14 protein-coding genes and 1 pseudogene are annotated in these 17,891 nt (G+C 62.6%); 8 read left to right on the top strand and 7 right to left on the bottom strand.

The features are described from left to right. Nucleotides 1-310: 310 nt before the first annotated feature. From CAK78_RS21895 to CAK78_RS21905, 3 genes are all read left to right on the top strand, one after another. A complete protein-coding gene (locus CAK78_RS21895; RefSeq protein WP_217900841.1) occupies nt 311-1,606 on the top strand; it encodes an amino acid permease in 1,296 nt (431 codons plus the stop codon). Between the two features lie 190 nt (nt 1,607-1,796). Next, on the top strand, nt 1,797-3,803 hold the full coding sequence (locus tag CAK78_RS21900) for a methyl-accepting chemotaxis protein (protein ID WP_094698694.1): 2,007 nt from the start codon (nt 1,797-1,799) through the stop codon (nt 3,801-3,803). A 280-nt stretch (nt 3,804-4,083) separates the two neighbouring features. Next, nucleotides 4,084-4,374: a hypothetical protein gene (locus CAK78_RS21905; RefSeq protein WP_176452890.1), complete on the top strand. Its 291-nt coding sequence runs from the start codon at nt 4,084-4,086 to the stop codon at nt 4,372-4,374. A 65-nt stretch (nt 4,375-4,439) separates the two neighbouring features. Here CAK78_RS21905 and CAK78_RS21910 read toward each other — a convergent pair whose 3' ends face one another. After that, on the bottom strand, nt 4,440-4,628 hold the full coding sequence (locus CAK78_RS21910; RefSeq protein ID WP_094698695.1) for a hypothetical protein: 189 nt from the start codon (nt 4,626-4,628) through the stop codon (nt 4,440-4,442). Nucleotides 4,629-4,940: 312 nt separating this feature from the next. Between CAK78_RS21910 and CAK78_RS21915 the strand changes: the two genes are divergently transcribed. The 3 genes from CAK78_RS21915 (at nt 4,941) to CAK78_RS21925 (ending at nt 8,669) form a co-directional block, all read left to right on the top strand. Then, nucleotides 4,941-5,861: a LysR substrate-binding domain-containing protein gene (locus CAK78_RS21915; RefSeq protein WP_094698696.1), complete on the top strand. Its 921-nt coding sequence runs from the start codon at nt 4,941-4,943 to the stop codon at nt 5,859-5,861. A gap of 313 nt (nt 5,862-6,174) precedes the next feature. Further along, nucleotides 6,175-8,154, top strand: coding sequence for an alkyl/aryl-sulfatase (locus tag CAK78_RS21920; RefSeq protein ID WP_094698697.1), 1,980 nt, complete (start codon nt 6,175-6,177; stop codon nt 8,152-8,154). Next, complete coding sequence (locus CAK78_RS21925; protein ID WP_176452891.1) at nt 8,151-8,669, top strand: hypothetical protein; 519 nt, start codon at nt 8,151-8,153, stop codon at nt 8,667-8,669. Before CAK78_RS21920 ends, CAK78_RS21925 begins: the two co-directional genes overlap by 4 nt. 77 nt (nt 8,670-8,746) lie before the next feature. Here CAK78_RS21925 and speA read toward each other — a convergent pair whose 3' ends face one another. After that, nucleotides 8,747-10,648 carry a biosynthetic arginine decarboxylase gene (gene speA / locus CAK78_RS21930; protein ID WP_017766029.1) on the bottom strand — a complete coding sequence of 634 codons (1,902 nt, stop codon included), beginning with the start codon at nt 10,646-10,648 and terminating at the stop codon, nt 8,747-8,749. Nucleotides 10,649-11,383: 735 nt separating this feature from the next. Next, a complete protein-coding gene (locus CAK78_RS21940; protein ID WP_254924856.1) occupies nt 11,384-11,761 on the bottom strand; it encodes a hypothetical protein in 378 nt (125 codons plus the stop codon). Between CAK78_RS21940 and pepT the strand changes: the two genes are divergently transcribed. Together pepT and CAK78_RS21950 are read left to right on the top strand one after the other, a co-directional pair. Next, nucleotides 11,717-12,940 carry a peptidase T gene (pepT, locus tag CAK78_RS21945; RefSeq protein ID WP_094698699.1) on the top strand — a complete coding sequence of 408 codons (1,224 nt, stop codon included), beginning with the start codon at nt 11,717-11,719 and terminating at the stop codon, nt 12,938-12,940. The genes CAK78_RS21940 and pepT overlap by 45 nt on opposite strands. A 152-nt stretch (nt 12,941-13,092) precedes the next feature. Further along, complete coding sequence (locus CAK78_RS21950) at nt 13,093-14,817, top strand: lysophospholipid acyltransferase family protein (RefSeq protein ID WP_094698700.1); 1,725 nt, start codon at nt 13,093-13,095, stop codon at nt 14,815-14,817. A 74-nt stretch (nt 14,818-14,891) separates the two neighbouring features. Here the strand turns inward: CAK78_RS21950 and CAK78_RS21955 are convergent, their stop codons facing one another. The 4 genes and pseudogenes from CAK78_RS21955 to CAK78_RS21970 all read right to left on the bottom strand — a co-directional run bounded on the left by CAK78_RS21955 (nt 14,892) and on the right by CAK78_RS21970 (nt 17,822). Next, a complete protein-coding gene (locus CAK78_RS21955; protein WP_094698701.1) occupies nt 14,892-15,203 on the bottom strand; it encodes a SelT/SelW/SelH family protein in 312 nt (103 codons plus the stop codon). Between the two features lie 37 nt (nt 15,204-15,240). Beyond that, nucleotides 15,241-16,362 (bottom strand): annotated as a pseudogene (locus CAK78_RS21960) (adenosylhomocysteinase). Nucleotides 16,363-16,548: 186 nt separating this feature from the next. Next, nucleotides 16,549-17,262 (bottom strand): hypothetical protein, encoded by a 714-nt coding sequence (locus CAK78_RS21965; protein ID WP_094698702.1) that lies wholly within the window; start codon nt 17,260-17,262, stop codon nt 16,549-16,551. After that, entirely contained in the window at nt 17,262-17,822 is a 561-nt protein-coding gene (locus CAK78_RS21970) for a YceI family protein (protein ID WP_010634427.1), read from the bottom strand. The genes CAK78_RS21965 and CAK78_RS21970 overlap by 1 nt, the downstream gene beginning before the upstream one ends. Nucleotides 17,823-17,891 lie beyond the last annotated feature (69 nt).

A 17,891-nucleotide genomic window follows, 5' to 3' on the forward strand; every position in this document is an offset into this window, starting at 1 on the left:
GTGCCATGGCTGTAGGGCCCGATGGCATCGGGTGCGGCTTCCGCCACTATGATCTTTTTCATATCGCCACTCCTTAAAATGCAATTATTTTTGCAATCAATAGTCTCGTTTCGTTCAACATTATTTGCTTATTAGACATTTCATTCAACCAAAACCTGCAAAAATAGCGATAAATTCGGTAATTGGCGCAAAAGGAAAGCGTGATCTGCCTCCCTATTTAGGTAGATGAGCGATAAAAAGCATTGTTTTGCCGCTTTTCATTCAACTATATTTGCGCCTGATTTTTACCCCTACAAAAACAAGGTATTTTATGGACGCGCACAGTACGACACTCACCCGGCCCGTGATGGGCACGCTGGAATGGAAAGAAGCGGTTCGTTTTGATAGCACCGACTGGGGCTGGGTCATCATGAGCATCGGCATGGCCATCGGGGCGGGAATCGTCTTCCTGCCGGTGCAGGTGGGACTGATGGGGCTGTGGGTGTTTCTGCTGTCGGCGGTGATCGGCTACCCGGCCATGTACATGTTCCAGCGCCTCTTCATCAATACCCTGGCCACCTCGCCCGAGTGCAAGGACTACCCCAGCGTCATCAGCGGCTACCTCGGCAAGAACTGGGGCGTGCTGCTCGGGGCCCTCTACTTCGTGATGCTGGTGATCTGGGTGTTCGTCTACTCCACCGCCATCACCAATGACAGCGCCTCCTTCCTGCAAAGCTTCGGGGTTACCCAGCAACTGCTCTCCGAAAATCCCTTCTACGGGCTGGTGCTGATCTGCGCCCTGGTGGCGCTGGCCTCGCGCGGCGAGAACCTCTTGTTCAAGATCTCCACCTTCATGGTGCTGACCAAGATCAGCGTGGTGGCTGTGCTTGGACTGATGATGGTGGGCAAGTGGGATGCCGCCAACATCACCGCCATGCCGGCCAGCGGTGACTGGCTGAAGGATGCCATCGTCATGCTCCCCTTCACCCTCACCTCCATTCTCTTCATCCAGAGCCTGAGCCCCATGGTGATCTCCTACCGCTCGCGGGAAAAATCCCTGGAAGTGGCCCGCTTCAAGGCGATGCGCGCCATGAACATCGCCTTCGGCATCCTGTTCGTGGTGGTGTTCTTCTACGCCGTCTCCTTCACCCTGGCCATGGGCCACGAGCAGGCGGTCAAGGCCTCCGAGGAGAACATCTCGGCATTGGCCATGGTGGCCCAGGGCATGCCGGGCCAGACCCTCAAGCTGCTGAGCCTCACCCTCAACATCTTCGCGGTGATGACCGCCTACTTCGGTGTCTATCTGGGCTTTCGCGAGGCCTGCCAGGGGCTGGCGATGAACCTGCTGCGCCGGGTGATGCCGGAAGATCGCATCAACAAGGGGCTGGTGGGCAAGGGGATCATGGTGTTCACCGTGCTGCTCTCCTGGGGGGCCATCGTGCTCAACGCCCCGGTGCTGAGCTTCACCTCCATCTGCAGCCCCATCTTCGGCATGGTGGGGTGCCTCATCCCGGCCTATCTGGTCTATCAGGTGCCGGCGCTGCACAAGTACAAGGGGGTTTCCCTCTACATCATCATCGTCACCGGCCTGCTGCTCTGCATCTCGCCCTTCCTCGCCTTCAACTGAGCCGAGACCTTCTCCAATCGACAACGGGCCACCCTGAGGGTGGCCCGCCTGTTTGACCCATTCAGCCCCCTTCCTGAGTGAAAAAGCCAAGAGGATCACAACTTCCACCGCCCTTCCAACCGAGCCTCCCCGGCGAGGAGTAATATCCAGCCATCCCGCTACACGCCCCCCTCGGGGCCCGAGGCTTCATATGAAATGGATATTCATGCCCGCCATCCGGCTCGGCAATCAGCTCTCCTTCAAATACAAGTTTTTGCTCTGGTCCTGCCTGATGCTGCTGCCGCTCGCCTACAGCATGACCAACCTGCTGGGTCGGCTGCAGGACGACAATGCCCAGGCCCGCAAGGAGCTGGCCGGCGTGGTCAAGCTGGCGCCGCTGCCCGCCATCGAGCAGGCCCTGCTGACCCATCGCAACCTGGTCACCCGGCACGGTTATGAGCAAAACCCGGTCGACGAGGAGGAGGTCAAGGCCGCGGCCCGGGCCGTCGATGCGAGCCTGGCCGCCTTTGCCGCCACCAAACAACAAAACCCCACCTTCGATGCCCTCGCCCAGGGCTGGGCCGGCCTGCAAAACGAGGCGCTCGGGCTCGAGGTGGATCAGAGCAACCTGCGCCACGACAAGCTGCTGACCGAGGTGCGCCACCTCTACAAGAGCATTACCGCCGCCAGCAGCCTGGTGCAGGATCCCGCGCTCGGCACCTACTACATGGTGGTGCTCGCCAGCGAGCGGTTGCCGCAGTTGCGCGATCTGCTGGCCCAGGTACGGGATCGCGCCGCCACCATCGCCGACTTCGGCCTGTTTCAGGCGCAAGGCTACAGCGCCCTGCGCTTTCGCCTCGACCTCATCAACGCCACCCTGCAGGAGCTGGAGGCCGACCTGACCCTGCTCTACGAAATGGCACCCGCCTATCGCAACGAGCTGGGCCAGCAGACCGACGCCCTGTTGCAGCAGGCCCATCAGGGGGTCGACACCCTGGAAAACAAGATGATGAAGGATCAGCAGGTGCAGCTCTCCAGCAAGGAGGTGCTGGCGCTGGGGGATGGACTGGATGCCGCCATCACGGCGCTGGCGGGCCAGGTGCGCCAGCGGCTGGAGGCGGATCTGCACCAGCGCATGGCCGCCAACCAGCGCCACTTCTGGTGGGTGACCGGGCCGCTGACCGCCATCCTGCTGGTCTATCTCTACCTGATGATCGGCGCCTATCTCTCCTTGCGCGCCACCGTGGGCCGAGTACGGGAGATCGCCGCCCGGGTCAACGCCCAGGATCTCGGCCAGCAGATCGAAATCGTCGGCCAGGATGAGCAAGCGGCCATCAGCCGGGATTACAACGTGACCCTGCAGACCCTGCGCACCCTGATGCTGCGGGTGCGGGAGAACGGCGTCAGCGTGGTGGAGAGCGCCACCGAAATCGAAGCGCGGACCTGCCGCTCCCAGGAGGTGATTGCCGATCAGCAAGGGGAGACCCACCAGGTGGCTACCGCCATCAAGGAGCTGGCCGCCACCTCCCACGACATGGCAGGCAACGCCCAGCAGGCCGCCCGCATGACCCAGGAGGCGCAGGCCGTGGTGGGTCAGGGCGAGGCGGTGGTCGAGCGTACCATCACCGCCATCGATCATATCAACCGCGAGGTGCTGCGCACCGCCGAGACCATCGGCCAGCTGGAGCAGCAGTGCAGCCAGATTGGTGGCGTCATCGGGGTGATCCGCAGCATCGCCGAGCAGACCAACCTGCTGGCCCTCAATGCCGCCATCGAGGCGGCCCGTGCCGGCGAGCAGGGGCGCGGCTTCGCGGTGGTGGCCGACGAGGTGCGCTCCCTGGCCAACCGCACCCAAGGGGCCACGGTCGAGATCCAGCAGATGATCGAGCAGCTGCAAACCGGCGCCCGCGCCTCGGTCAGCGCCATGTCCGCCGCCAGCCGCGAGGCGCAGGAGGGGGTTGGTCTGGCCCAGGAGGCCCAGCAGGCCTTTGGCGCCATCACAGAGCGGGTGGGCAGCATGGTCGACACCAACTCGGTCATTGCCAGCGCCATCGAGCAGCAGGGGGCCGTGGTCAACGAAATAGAGCGCAACGTGGTGCGCATCTCCGATGGCAGCGACGAGGCGCTGCAGGTGGCCAACGCGGCCCGCGACGCCGCCCGCCAGATCCACCAGCTCACCGAGCAGCTGCGTGCCATGGTGCAAAGCTTCGTGCTCTGAACCGGCGCCCGTCACCCATGCCAGCCCCCTGCCGGGGCTGGTTTTTTTTGCCAATTCAAACGATCGGGCAGCATTGTTTTTCTTGGCGAAAAAAGTATCAACTCCCCATTGTGCGATGAGGATAAAGCGGGGTAATCTGCAGCCACAACAAGATTCGAACGTTACCTTTATTGCCTGCAACAGGCCCGGGGATCAGTTCGACGCCCGAGAGGCAGTTCGACGAGAGTTCGGCGAGAGGAAGCTCGCATCACGACACACCAGTTCAGGCGAGGTATCGCAAATGGCGAAGTACCAGTTTTTCTCTATCCCGGCCTCCAACCGGCAGCAGTACACCTTTATCGACATGGCCTCCCCCACCTTTCTGATTGAGAAAGCCGCGCTGCTGGCGCAGGGGTTCGAGGTAGAAGAGGATATCATTGACGCGGCCAACCCGCGCGAGGCGGTGGAGAAGTACGGCTCCAACTTCCTCTACGTGGCCGACGAGATGGGCAAGTCGGATGCCGGTTACGCCGCGGCCGTCGCCGTGCAGGCGCTCGGCAAGGCACTGCGGGGACAGCGCCAAGAAAGTTGAGTAAAGTGAGCAGATAAACGAAATGCGGCCATCGGCAAGCTGCCGATGGCCGCAGACAATATGGTTCAGTAGCGGGCAAGCTGGCGGAGCATCTCGATCAACTCCTCCTCGCTGCTGGGCTCATAAGCGAGCTGCAGGCTCGGCGCGGCCCCCCCCATCAGCATGTAAACGTGTGTGCTGCAGTGGTCATAGTGATACCACTTACCGTCGATACAGACGTCGGTATAGCATCTCGGGTCCCTTTCAAGTTCCATACATCCATCCTTCTGTTACCTACTACCCACATCCTTTTCGACCGTAAAGTAACCAGGGCGTTACAAACTTGATGCAGATCAAGCCAGGTTGCCGACGCTGCCATTTCTCGGCAAAAGAGCCCCGAAAGGCGCTTCTTCTACCTCATCTACGGTCATATGCTGCTCGTTAAGTTCTCAGTCAGCCACGCCCGCCACAATGTGAGCTGGGGCAGCGGATCCTGCGCAGCCCCTCAGGCACCCTTCACCCCATGGCGGGGCCCGGCGACAGCCAGCGTCTGACGCCACACGACCAGGCCCACAGAGGAGGCAGAGATGAGCCACCCGCACATAGATCTGAACCTGTTTCGCATCTTCGATCGCGTCATCAGCGAGAAAGGGGTATCGGCCGCGGCCGCCAGCCTGGAGATGACCCCGGCCGCCATCAGTCAAGCCATTCGCAGGCTCAGCGACCTCATCGGCGAGCCCCTGTTTCGCCGCGATGGCCGCGGGATCATCCCCACCAGCCGCGCCCTCGCCCTGCACCGGGAGATCCGCACCGCCCTGCATACCATGGAGCGCTCCCTGCTGCTCAATCAGGCGTTCGATCCGCTCACCAGCCAGCGCATCTTTCGCATCGCCAGCCATCCGGATCTCGATATCCTGCTGTTGCCGGCACTGCTCGCCCATCTGGCCAGAGTGGCCCCCCACTGCCGGGTGGAGTCGGTGCCCGGCATGTTTGAAGAGCACTTGCGTCAGCAGGCGCTGCGCCTTCGCAACATCGATCTGGTGCTGGCCAGCACGGCGCTGGAAGAGACCGGTTTTTGCAACGAATCCCTGCTGACTCTGGAGCTCAGGGTGGCCTGCCGTGCCGACCACCCCAGGATCGGCGATCGCCTCGACTTCGAACACTTCTTTGCCGAAGAGCACGTGGTCTGGGATGTGCGCCGCAAGGACGACTGGGTCATCCGCAGCCTCAGCAACCAGGCCCTGCCTCCCCGCAAGATTGCCTATGAGAGCAACGCCCTGCTCACCGCCCTCTCTCTGGTCAGCCAGACCGAGTGGCTCTGCGTGGTCAGCCAGTGGCATGTCGCACAGGTGCGCGACACCCTGCGGCTCAAGGATTTTCCGCTGCCCTGGGCCTCCAGCCACTGCCCCGTCTACATCAGCTGGCATCAGGCGCAGGGCCGGGATCCCGCCCTCCAGTGGTTTATCCGCCAACTGCACCTCATCAGCGCCGGCGTCCCCCTCATTTAACCACCGCTTAACTGTCGTTTATTGCCGGCTGCCATGATTGTTGCGGCCGGCTTGACTACTCTGGTGCCGACCCCGTTGCCGTGCCCTCGGCGCAATGCCGCAACGCCCGCTCAACCAGGCGATGCTGACCATGTTCATGGGACATGTCGTCAGGGGCATCCCTCGCCCCGGGCTTCACGCCGGGTCCGGATCGCGCCTGCCACAACGCACACAACAGCAGTGGCTCGTCGCTCACCATGGCAAGCGGCAAGCCACCAGAGTCCGACTTCCCCTGGCCTGGCCTGCCCAACCACCACAATCTGGAGACAGACAGATGAAGCTCAAGCTTTCCACCCAAACCATTGTCACCCTATGCCTCTGTGGCTCCCTGCTGCAGCCGGCCTGGGCCGTCATCAACCCCAAGCCGGCCAGCGAATTTACCATCCGGGCCAACCAGAATGTGCTGCACACCCTGCCATTCAACGACAAGCAGGATTTCGAGGACGCCAGGCGCGGCTTCATCGCCAAACCGGATACCCTCACCATCAAGGATGAGCAGGGCAACCTGGTGTGGGATCTGGAGCAATACAAGACCTATATCGGCCTGGACAAGATGGCGCCGGACACCGTCAACCCGAGCCTGTGGCGCAATGCCCAGCTGAACATGGAGTACGGGCTGTTCAAGGTGACCGACAAGATTTACCAGATCCGCGGCTTCGATCTCTCCAACATCACCTTCATCCAGGGCGACAAGGGGTGGATCGTCTTCGACCCGCTGATCTCGCCGCAGACCGCCAAGGCGGCCCTCGCCTTCATCAACCAGACCCTGGGTGAGCGGCCGGTCACTGCCGTGGTCTACAGCCACTCCCACGTGGATCACTTCGGCGGGGCCGCCGGTCTGTTCAACTCGCCGGACGAGGTGAAACAGAAGAATATCCCGATCATCGCCCCCGAAGGGTTCACCGAGCATGCAGTCTCGGAAAACGTCATCGCCGGCAATGCCATGGCCCGCCGCGCCGTCTACATGTATGGCGCCCTGCTGCCGCGCAATGCCCAGGGAGGCGTGAACGGTGGTCTGGGGCAGACCGTCTCCGCCGGCGTGCCCTCCCTGCTGCTGCCGACCCGCTTCATCACCAAGACCGGGGAAGAGGTTACCCTGGACGGCGTGCGGATGGTCTTCCAGATGACCCCGGGCACCGAAGCACCGGCCGAGATGAACACCTGGTTCCCGGAGAGCAAGGCGCTCTGGATGGCCGAGAACACCACCAACACCATGCACAACATCCTCACCCTGCGCGGCGCCCAGGTGCGCGATGCCCTCAAGTGGTCCGGCTTCCTCAACGAGACCATCGAGACCTGGGGTGACCAGGCCGAGGTCAAGTTCCAGAGCCACCACTGGCCACGCTGGGGCAATGCCAGCATCGTCGACTACTTCAAGAAGCAGCGGGATCTCTACAAGTACATCCACGACCAGTCGGTGCGGCTGATGAACATGGGCTACACGGGTGAGGAGATTTCAGAGCAGATTGCCCTGCCCCCCGAGCTCAACGACTTCTGGCCGAACCGCGGTTACTACGGCACCCTGCGCCACAACAGCCGGGCCGTCTATCAGCGCTACATGGGCTGGTACTCCGGCAACCCCTCCGATCTGGACAACCTGCCACCCGAGATGGTCGGCCCCAAATACGTCGAGTTCATGGGCGGTGAGCAGGCGCTGCTGAAGAAAGCCAAGGCATCGTTCGACAAGGGGGAATATCGCTGGGTGGCGGAGGTGCTCAAGCACCTGGTGTTCGCCAACCCGAACAACCAGGAGGGCAAGCTGTTGCTGGCCGATGCGCTCGAGCAGCTGGGTTATCAGGCCGAGTCTGGCCCATGGCGCTCCGTCTATCTGCAGGGGGCCTATGAGCTGCGCAACGGCGTGCCCACCACCGGGGCGACCGTCACCGCCTCGCCGGACACCATCCGCGCCATGAGCCCCAGCATGCTGTTCGACTATCTGGCGGTGCGGATCAATCCGGAGAAAGCGGCCGGCAAGAAGATGGTCATCAACATGGACTTCACCGACATCGGGGAGCAACACACCCTGAGCCTGGAGAACGCCGTGCTCAACCACAGCACCCACTATGCCGCCAAGCCGGATGTCACCCTCACCCTGAGCAAGCAGACCCTGGACGACATCCAGCTGGGCCAGGGCACGCTGGAGCAGAAGATCGCCAGCGGCGAGATCAAGGTTCAGGGGAACCCGCAGACCTTCAGCGACTTCGTCGGCCTGCTCGACAAGTTCAACTTCTGGTTCAACATAGTGACCCCATGATGCGACACACCCTGCGCGTGTGCATGACCCTGCTCTGCCTCATCCCCGGGATGGGGCAGACCTGCGGTTATGACGCACTCTACCCCAATCCGTTTGAACAGAGCTGGCCCGGCGCACTCGACGTTGCCATGGCGACTGCGGCAGCGGTCAATGATGAGAGGGTGGCCCGTCTGCCCACCCTCACCGGCGAGGCGGGGTTTGCCCGCAGCCAGGCCTGGCTGCAGACCCTGAAGAGCCGCTTCCAGCAGGCCGGCGTCAGGGGTGGCGTCTCCATCCTGCTGGTCGATTCCGGGCTCTGGTCGAGGCTGCGTGGCAAGGAGTCGCTGCTGCTCCAGCTCCATACTGCCGGCCCGCACCCCAAGGATCGGATGATGCTGCTGAGCGAAGCGGCCCTCGACGCCCTGCTGGCCGGCACCCTCACCATAGAGGAGGCGCTGCGGCTGGACGTGGTTGCCTTGCCGGGCGAGGAGGGCCGGCAGTTGCAGCACGACTTGCACCTGGCTCTGGGCTCATGACCGTTAGATATGAAAAAAGGGAGGCATCTGCCTCCCTTTTCTTTGCTGCCATCGGGGCAACGAACCAGCGCGGGCGCTTATTCGTCTTCCAGGTAGGCGTAGCCTTGCAGACCCAGTTCCAGCTCTTCGAGCAGGGCCTTGCGAGCCGCGTCGTCCAGCGCCGGGTGGGAGACGATCCGCTGATAGTTCTCGCGAATGACGGACGGGTCTATGTTGACGTAACGCAGCAGCTGGTCGACGGTGTCGCCGCGCACCACGTTGCGGATGTCCATCTTGCCTTCCTCGTCCAGCCACACTTCCGCGCAGTGGGTGTCACCGAACAGGTTGTGCAGATCGCCGAGGATCTCCTGATAGGCGCCCACCAGGAAGAAGCCGACATGGCACTCTTCATTTTCACCGTAGACCGGCATCGGCAGGGTGCTTTCCACACCCAGACCGTCGACGTAGTGCTCCACCTGACCGTCGGAGTCACAGGTGATGTCCATCAGGATGCCGCGGCGGGTGAGCGGACGCTCGAGGCCGGAAAGCGGCATCACCGGGAACACCTGACCGATACCCCAGGCATCCGGCAGGGACTGGAACAGGGAGAAGTTGGCAAAGCACTTGTCGGCCAGTTTCTCGGAGAGCTCGTCAGCCAGCGCGCGGTGGTTGCGGTTGACCGGGTTGAGCATCTCTTTGAGCGCCAGACAGGTGTTCTGGTGCAGCATCTCGGCCCAGGCGCGTTGCTCGAGGTTCAAGAGACCCATGGTGTACTGGGTATTGACGTCACCGAGGTCTGCCACCGAGTCGTGGAAGATCTCCAGCAGGGAGGGATCTTCGCCGCGCAGGTCCAGCCAGCCTTTCCACATGTTCTGCAGAATGGTCGGCGCATCTTCGTCCGGCGCGCTGATGTCGTTCATCTCCACCCCTTCGGCACCAATGATGTTGGTAACCAGCACGGCGTGGTGAGCGGTCAGGGCACGGCCGGACTCGCTGATGATGGTCGGGTGCGGCAGGTCGAACTCGCGGCAGACATCGCCGATGCCCCACACCACGTTGTTGGCGTACTCGGAGAGGCTGTAGTTGGCGGAGCAGTGGCTCTGGGAACGGGTTCCCTCGTAGTCCACGCCCAGGCCGCCACCGACGTCAACCACTTCGATGTTGGCACCGAGGCGACGCAGTTCGGCGTAGAAACGGCCGCACTCGCGGATACCGCCCTGGATGTCGCGGATGTTGGCGATCTGGGAACCCAGATGGAAGTGCAGCAGTTGCAGGCAGTCCAGCTTGCCCAAGCCGCGCAGACGCTCGATCAGCGCCAGGATCTGGGAGGCGGACAGACCGAATTTGGACATGGAGCCGCCGCTCGATTCCCACATGCCGGAGCCGGTGGAAGCGAGCTTGGCACGCACCCCGATGTTGGGCTTGATGTTGAGACGAGCTGACTCATCCAGCACCATTTCCAGTTCGGAGGGCTTCTCCACCACGATGTAGACCTTGTGGCCCATCAGGTTGCCCAGGAGGGCGTGGCGGATATATTCGCGGTCTTTGTAACCGTTGCAGACGATCACCGAGCCTTGCTCATGGTGATGGGACAGCACGGCCAGCAGTTCCGGTTTGGAACCAGCTTCCAGGCCAAGCCGGGGCTTGTCGCTGTAGGACTGGCTGATGGTCTCGATGACGCGACGCTGCTGGTTTACCTTGATCGGGTAAACGCACAGGTAGTCCCCTTCATAGCCTGACTTCTCGATGGCCTGACCGAAGGCGTTGAACAGCGCATCGACCCGGCTCTTGAGGATGTCGGGGAAACGCAGCAGTACCGGAGTGGTCAGCCCGGATTGACGCAGTTGTTCGATGGCATCGGAGAGCACGATCTGTGCGTCAGGGCGTGACTTGTCGGGAGCGACGGTCACATGACCGGCGTCATTGATGTTGAAAAAACCCGCACCCCAGTAGGGAACGTTGTAGACCTTCAAGGAGTCCTTGCTGGACCAGTTAGTCATGGGCTATGCCTCGCAAATGAGCGGCCGGTGGCCGCCTTCGTTACCCTCAATCACATCCAGACCATCGATGAGCAGGTGTGGCGCGCCGAGGCGGCCTGCGGGCGAGCAAGGCAAGACGTCCGGCACCGGGCGTTGACGCCGCGGGTTGACCTGAACGTTCACCTGTCGCCACCTCCCTGGTTCATCGCGGCAAGCCTAGGCTGCCTGGTGGATCTTGGGGAAGTAACGAGTCTTGATGTGGGGCTGGTGGCTTTACATCAAGCTCAACGGTATGCGGTGCTGCAACCAGCGCCGCGGTACTTTGATGACAAACGACATCAGCCACGTCGTTCGTTCATCATTCGGCAGCCGTCACGACAGCAGGGGAGGGTTTCAAGGAAGAGATGCGAAGGCGTCAGCACGCAAGCGTGTTGATAGACGACAACAACCACAGCCAGCTCACCGCCAGTGACCGCCCATGACAAGGGAAGATGATGAGCCGATGGCTCACTCGGTCAGCCGGAAAATGAGAGTCCGTTGTTCTCCCTGATACCGGAGCCTAACCGGTATTAAAGAAACCATACCCTAGCAGTGTCTGTCGTTTCTGCGTGCCTCGCCCTATAGGCGTATGATCCTGCGGGAGTCTGGCGGCCTCTGCCTGCTCAGGGTTGCCCTTGGATCGGCGCGGAGTGTACACACTTACCGCCAGCGGTGACAATAAAAAATAGTGTTCAAAAACAGCTTTTCATAAGGCGATCAAATCTTGCTGCCAGCGGGCCTGGCAAGCGGGGGGAGAAGTCCCGCCACGCGCCCTTTTTCACCCTGAAAATAACCCCGTCTGGCCCGTCCTCGCCCCTCCCCCGCCACCAAGGGCATTGACGGAAAACCGAGTCCCATCACAAGCCGCTTAAAAATGCGATTGATGGACCATTTTATGCTGTCATTGATATCAACAACCACAGTCTCAACCACCTTACACCTTTCCAACCCGATCTTCGCCAAAAAATGTGGCAAAAACTGAGCTGACGCAAAAAGCCCCGCCGCCAGATTGGCCACAATGACCTTCCACCCCAGGTTTGAGGCTTGCCAATGGATACCTTGCTTGAGCGTTTTCTGCGTTACGTGACTTTTCATACCCGCTCCGATGCGACCAATCCCGTCTGTCCCAGCAGCGAGGGACAGCTGGTCTTCGCCCGCGCCCTCTGTGACGAAATGACGCAGATGGGGCTGAGCCAGGTCACCCTGGACGAGCACGGCTACCTCACCGCCTGCCTGCCGGGCAACCAGCCGGACGCGCCGGCCATCGGCCTCATCGCCCACATGGATACCGCTGACTACGAGGCCGAGCAGGTGGTGCCCCAGATCATCGAAAACTATCAGGGGGGCGACATCTGCCTGGGCAAGGGTGACGAGGTGCTGGCCATTCGCGACTACCGTTTCCTGAAAAACTACCTGGGACAGGATCTCATCACCACCGATGGCACTACTCTGCTGGGGGCCGATGACAAGGCGGGCATCGCCGAGATCCTCACCGCTATCGACCACCTGCTGGCCCACCCCGAGATCCCCCGCGGCGATGTCTGGGTCGGCTTTACCCCGGACGAGGAGATAGGCCGCGGCGCCGACCGCTTCCCGCTGGACCGCTTCCCGGCCCGCTGGGCCTACACGGTGGACGGCGGCGAGCTCGGTGAGCTCGAATACGAGAACTTCAACGCCGCCAGTGCCACCGTGCGCTTTATCGGCAACAACGTGCACCCCGGCACCGCCAAGGGCAGCATGATCAACAGCCAGACCCTGGCCGCCCGCTTCCATGCCGCCATGCCCGCCGAGCAGACCCCGGAGTGCACCGATGGCTATCAGGGCTTCTTCCACCTGGCCCAGATGAACGGCACAGTGGAGGAGACCTGCCTGCACTACATCATCCGTGACTTCGACGACGAGGGCTTCGCCGCCCGCAAGGCCCAGCTCAAGGAGCGGGTCGCCTCCTTGCAGCTGGAGGCGCCAAAAGTACGCATCGAGCTCACCCTGACCGACAGCTATCGCAACATGCGCAGCCAGATCGAGCCGCACATGCACATAGTCGAGCTGGCAAAGGCCGCCATGCTGGCCGCCGACGTGGCGCCAAAGATAAAACCCATTCGTGGCGGCACCGACGGCGCCCGGCTCTCCTTTATGGGGCTGCCTTGTCCCAACATCTTTACCGGTGGCCACAATTTCCACGGCAAGCACGAATTTATCCCGCTGCAATCCATGGAAAAAGCGGTCGCCACCCTGGTGGAGCTGGTGCGCCTGACTTCGTCCTGGCGCGACTAAACCGGCTATCGTCACCGCCATGACCAAAGCATGACCAAAGAGGGGAGCCGGTTCACCGGCTCCCCTCTTTGCCATCAAACTGTCATCCCGCTGCCATGGGGCGGGAACAAAAGGGCGTCATGCTAGGGCAACGACTCATCGGAGCCCAGCCCATGTTCAGTGTCGATGCCCTGCTACAACAACACCTGCCCCGCCTGTCGGCCAACGACCTGCTGCGCCCCCTGCTCCGACAAGGGCTGCGCTGGCTGCTGCACGAGCAGGCGTTTCAACGCTTCGCCGCATGCCACCCCCACCTGCGCGGACTCGACTTCGTCGAGCAGGCGCTGACCGAGCTCGACTTCGACTACCGGGTGAGCGAGGCCCAGCTCGAACACATTCCGGCCAGCGGCCGGGTCATCATAGTCGCCAACCACCCCATCGGCTCCCTCGACGGGCTGGCCCTGCTGCGCCTGCTCGGCCGCATCCGGCCGGACGTCAAGATAGTGGCCAACCAGTTGCTGGCCCAGCTGACGCCGCTGCGCCCCCTGCTGCTGCCGGTGGACAACCTGGGGGGCAAGACCGACAGGCGCGCCATCCTGGCGATGGGGGAACACCTGGCGAGCGAAGGGGCGCTGGTGATCTTTCCCGCCGGCGAGGTGTCGCGTCTCGGCCCCAAGGGGGTCAAGGACGGCCCCTGGCAATCAGGCTTCATCAAGCTGGCCCAGCGCACCCACACCCCGCTGGTGCCGATCCATCTGGACGGGCGCAATGGGCTCTCCTTCTATTTCGCCGCCTGGCTCAACAACGACTGGGCCGGGCTGTTGCTGGTCAAGCAGCTGTTTCGCCAGCAGGGGAAACGCATCGCCATCACCATAGGTGCCCGCATCCCGGTGAGCGGGGTGCAGGAGCTGCCCGCCAAGAGCGCGGCCAGGCTGGTGCGCAGCCACCTCTACCGAGTCGGTCGTGGCAAGCGGGGCTTGCTGGCCACCGAAGCCCCCATCGCCCTGCCGGAGGAGCGCCGTCAGCTCAAGCAGGCCATCGAATCCTGCGAGGCCCTCGGCCACACCCCGGACGGTCAGGGGATCTACCTCTACCGACGCCACGAGCTGAGCCATTCGGTGATCCTGCGCGAGCTGGGGCGCCTGCGAGAGATCGCCTTTCGGGCGGTGGGGGAAGGCTCCGGCAGACGGCGGGATCTCGACGCCTTCGATGATGACTATCACCACCTCATTCTCTGGGATCCGGCCCGGCTCGAGATCATCGGCGCCTACCGTTTCGCGCCGGTGGCCGAACTGCTGGCCAGCAAGGGGCTCGGCGGCCTCTACAGCCACACTCTGTTCGGCTTTGAAGAGAAATTGCTGCCCAGGCTGGAGCTTGCCATCGAGCTTGGCCGCAGCTTCATTCAGCCCGCCTACTGGGGCAAGCGGGGGCTCGATTACCTCTGGTTTGGCATCGGCGCCTATCTGGCCCGCTATCCCGACTACCGCTACCTGTTTGGGCCGGTGTCGCTCTCCGGCAGCCTGCCGGCGGCGGCCAAGGATCTGCTGGTGAGCTTCTATCGCCAGCACTTTGCCCCCGAGCTCACGCTCGCCCCCTCGCGCCGCCCCTACCCGGCCACACCGCCGCTGTTTGCAGGCACGGATTACGGCGCCGATCTCAAGGAGCTCAAGGCTCGCCTCGACAACCTGGGCTGCGCCATTCCCACCCTCTACAAGCAATACTCCGAGCTGTGTGAGCCGGGCGGCGTGCAGTTCATGGATTTCGGCATCGACCCCGACTTCAACCACTGCATCGACGGCCTGGTGTGGGTGGATGTGAGCCGCCTCAAGCCCCACAAGCGGGCCCGCTATATCGGCCTCCCCGCCGAAGATAAGCCGAGCACAGCTGCCGACCGTTGAGCGGGCACAACAACGATAAGAGCAATGAGAGAGGGAGGCCTGCGCCTCCCTCTTTTTGTCATTGATGATGTGGCCTACTCGGCGGCCGGCTTGCGATCGGCATGGCCCAGGTCGCGCTCGGGGGCAATGAGATCGCGTACCCGCTGCTTGATCTCCTTGGCCTCGGGGAAGCCCTCGTCAGCCACTCGATCCCACACCAGCACCCCGTCCACCAGGATGCGAAACTCCCCCTTGCTGGCCGGCACCAGCGCCACCTCCCCCAGCTCGCTGTCGAAGGTGGAGAGCAGCTCCTGGGCCAGCCAGGCGGCGCGCAGCATCCAGCGGCAGAGGGTGCAGTAGCGGATCTCGATGCGGGGTTTGGGGGCGGACAAGGTCGTCTCGCTCATGTGGTCACTCCATCAATGGCGACAAGAAAAAAGAGGCTCACTGGGTGACCCCGTGGAAGTCGGCCAGCCAGTGGCGGGCAATGGTGCGCATGGTCGACTGCGGCAGGTCGAACAGGCCGGGGGCCAGCGGCTGCAACGCCAGCTGGCGCACCCCTTCGATGATCTCCGCCAGCACCAGGTAGACATATTCGCCGATGACGGCGCCGTGGACGAAGTTGACCGCCTCGCCCCGGTTGAGCAGGAAGATGATGCTGCCGTCAGGACGGGTCAGCGCCAGCACGTGGGGGCACACCTCCTCGCTCGGCCAGGGCAGCTGGGCGAGACAGAACGCAAACTCGTCGTCCGCCGAGGTGACCGAAGCGACCATGGTGCCCGGGCGCAGCCGCTGCAGATCCGCCAGGTCCAGCGCGCCGTTGCCGGTGGAGCAGATCACCAGCTCGGCCCGGCTGAGGGCCTCGGCCTTGCCCACCAGCTTGAAGCCATGGGAGAGCGCCTCCACCTGGCGCAGCACGTCGGTCTCCACCAGCTCCAGATGCAGGTTGCGGCACCTGAGCTCGCGGGCGATGCTGCGCCCCACCTTGCCATAGCCGAACAGAGCAGCCTGGCAGACATTGAAGGTGCGGTTGAGGGTGCGGGCCAGGGATTCGGCGGAGTAGACCACGCTCAGGCCGATCTGGATATCCTCAGCCTGCTTGAGAGGGCTGCGCGCCACCGAGATGACCGGAGTGGACAGCACCTCCTGCTCGTAGCGTTGATGGCCGTTCTCGGTCATCTCCACCACCCCGAGGAAACGGGGGCCGAAATACTCGCTGAGGGTGGCCTGGGTTCTGGCGAAATAGCCGCCGATATCGAGAATGATCAGCCGCTCATGGGGTGCCACCAGCGGGGCTATGTGCTCTATCACCCCCTGCGGGGTATTGGTCCACTGGCGGTTGAGGGGCAGCACCGGATAGTGCTGTTGGGCCCAGGTCAGGGTCGGTCCGTGAACTTACTTGGGTTTGGGCAGGATGGCGCCGATCCGCCCGATCTGATCGAGGGCCTGGATAAACTGGGGGCGATCGGGAAGCAGATGGGTAACCAGCAGGATGCAGAGACCGTCGAGGCGTCCCTGCTCGGTGAAATGGCGAAAAAACAGATGCTCAGATCCTTGACTGCGCAACTGTGGCCTCCTTAGCGCGCCGCAAACAAGCAGGCAAACAGAACCCGGTCAGACCGGGTTCTGTGTGTGTCCAGATAATTGAAAATCCTTTTTATCTGAAACCACTATGGGGCTCAATCTTTATCTGTACAGACTATGACGAAGTCGGCAACTTTTGGGTTAATTGCCTGTTTTTTATGCTAAAAATCAGTAAAGAGAGGCCTCTGGCCACACCTTCCACAGACTCAGACCCGCCCCGACGCCCGCCAGCAGGATCAGCAGGGCCCAGCGCTGGAACCAGGGTTTGTTGCGCAGTGCCCACTCCAGCAGCGGCAGCAGCCAGACCGGCAGCAACACCAGCAGCGGCACCTCCACGTATTGCCAGGCGAGCATCTGCATGAACGCCAGCGCCAACCCGAGCGCCGCCGGCGCCACCTGGCTGCCGGCAAAGGTCCCGAGCAGAGCACGGAAACCGGCGAAGGCCGCCAGCGCACCGGCCAGCTGGGCAATCAGCAGGCTGCCATCGATGCCGATCACCAGTGCCAGCCAGATGAAGCCGAGGGCAAAGCCGAGCCCCTCGCGGCTGTCACCGCGCAGTCCGGTCCACCCCAGCCAGGCGATGGCGGGCTCGCTTGCCAGCACAGAGGCCAGCCCCTGCCACCACACCAGCGCCCCGAGCGCGGCAAACAGCGCAAGCGCAGCCCGCTGGTCGGCCAGCTGCGCCGCCAGGGCGGGCACCAGCAGGGTCAACGGCAGCCATTGCCACGCCTTGACCGGCAGCCCGTAGGCACCGCCCAGCAGGCAGCCCACCAGCCAGAGCGCCAGGGCGCCCCACAGGTATCCCAGTCGTGGCCAGCGCCACGACAGCAAAGCGGCCCCCAAAGGAGCCGCCAGGGTTTGAAGCAGGAGTGCCGCGCCCATTACTTGCGCACACCTTCGACAAACAGTGCGATGGTCATCTCGTCCGGAATGTTCGGCACCATGTAGTTCACGCCAAAGTCGCTGCGCTTGATGGTGGTGGTGGCGTTGAAGCCGCTGCGATAGCCACCCCAGGGATCCTTGCCTTCACCGATGTGGACCAGATCGAAGGCCACTTCCTTGGAGACGCCGTGCAGGGTCAGAGTGCCTTTCAGCACGCCCTTATCCTTGGTGCCCTCGTAGCCGGAGCTGACGAAAGTCATCTTGGGATACTGTTTCACGTCCAGGAAATCGGGGCTGCGCAGGTGTTTGTCGCGTGGCTCGTGGTTGGAGTCCACGCTGGCGGCATCGATCTCGAAGCTCGCCTTGGCCGCTGCCGGGTTGGCATCGTCCATGCTGAAGGTGCCGCTGAAGGTGTTGAAACGACCCACCAGCTCGGAGAAGCCGAGGTGTCCCACCTTGAATTGCACCGTGGTATGCGCCGCATCCACATCGTAATCGGCAGCCATCAGGGGCGCCGCCATAAACAGGCAGGAAGCCAGCAGGGCCTTGGTCATTTTCATCCGTTCGTTCCTTCATATTGGGGGTTCACAACAACAGCCAAGATGCTAACCTCCATACCAGATATAGAT

This window comes from Aeromonas sp. A35_P, from assembly GCF_002259925.1.
In the GTDB taxonomy this organism is placed as follows: domain Bacteria; phylum Pseudomonadota; class Gammaproteobacteria; order Enterobacterales; family Aeromonadaceae; genus Aeromonas; species Aeromonas dhakensis.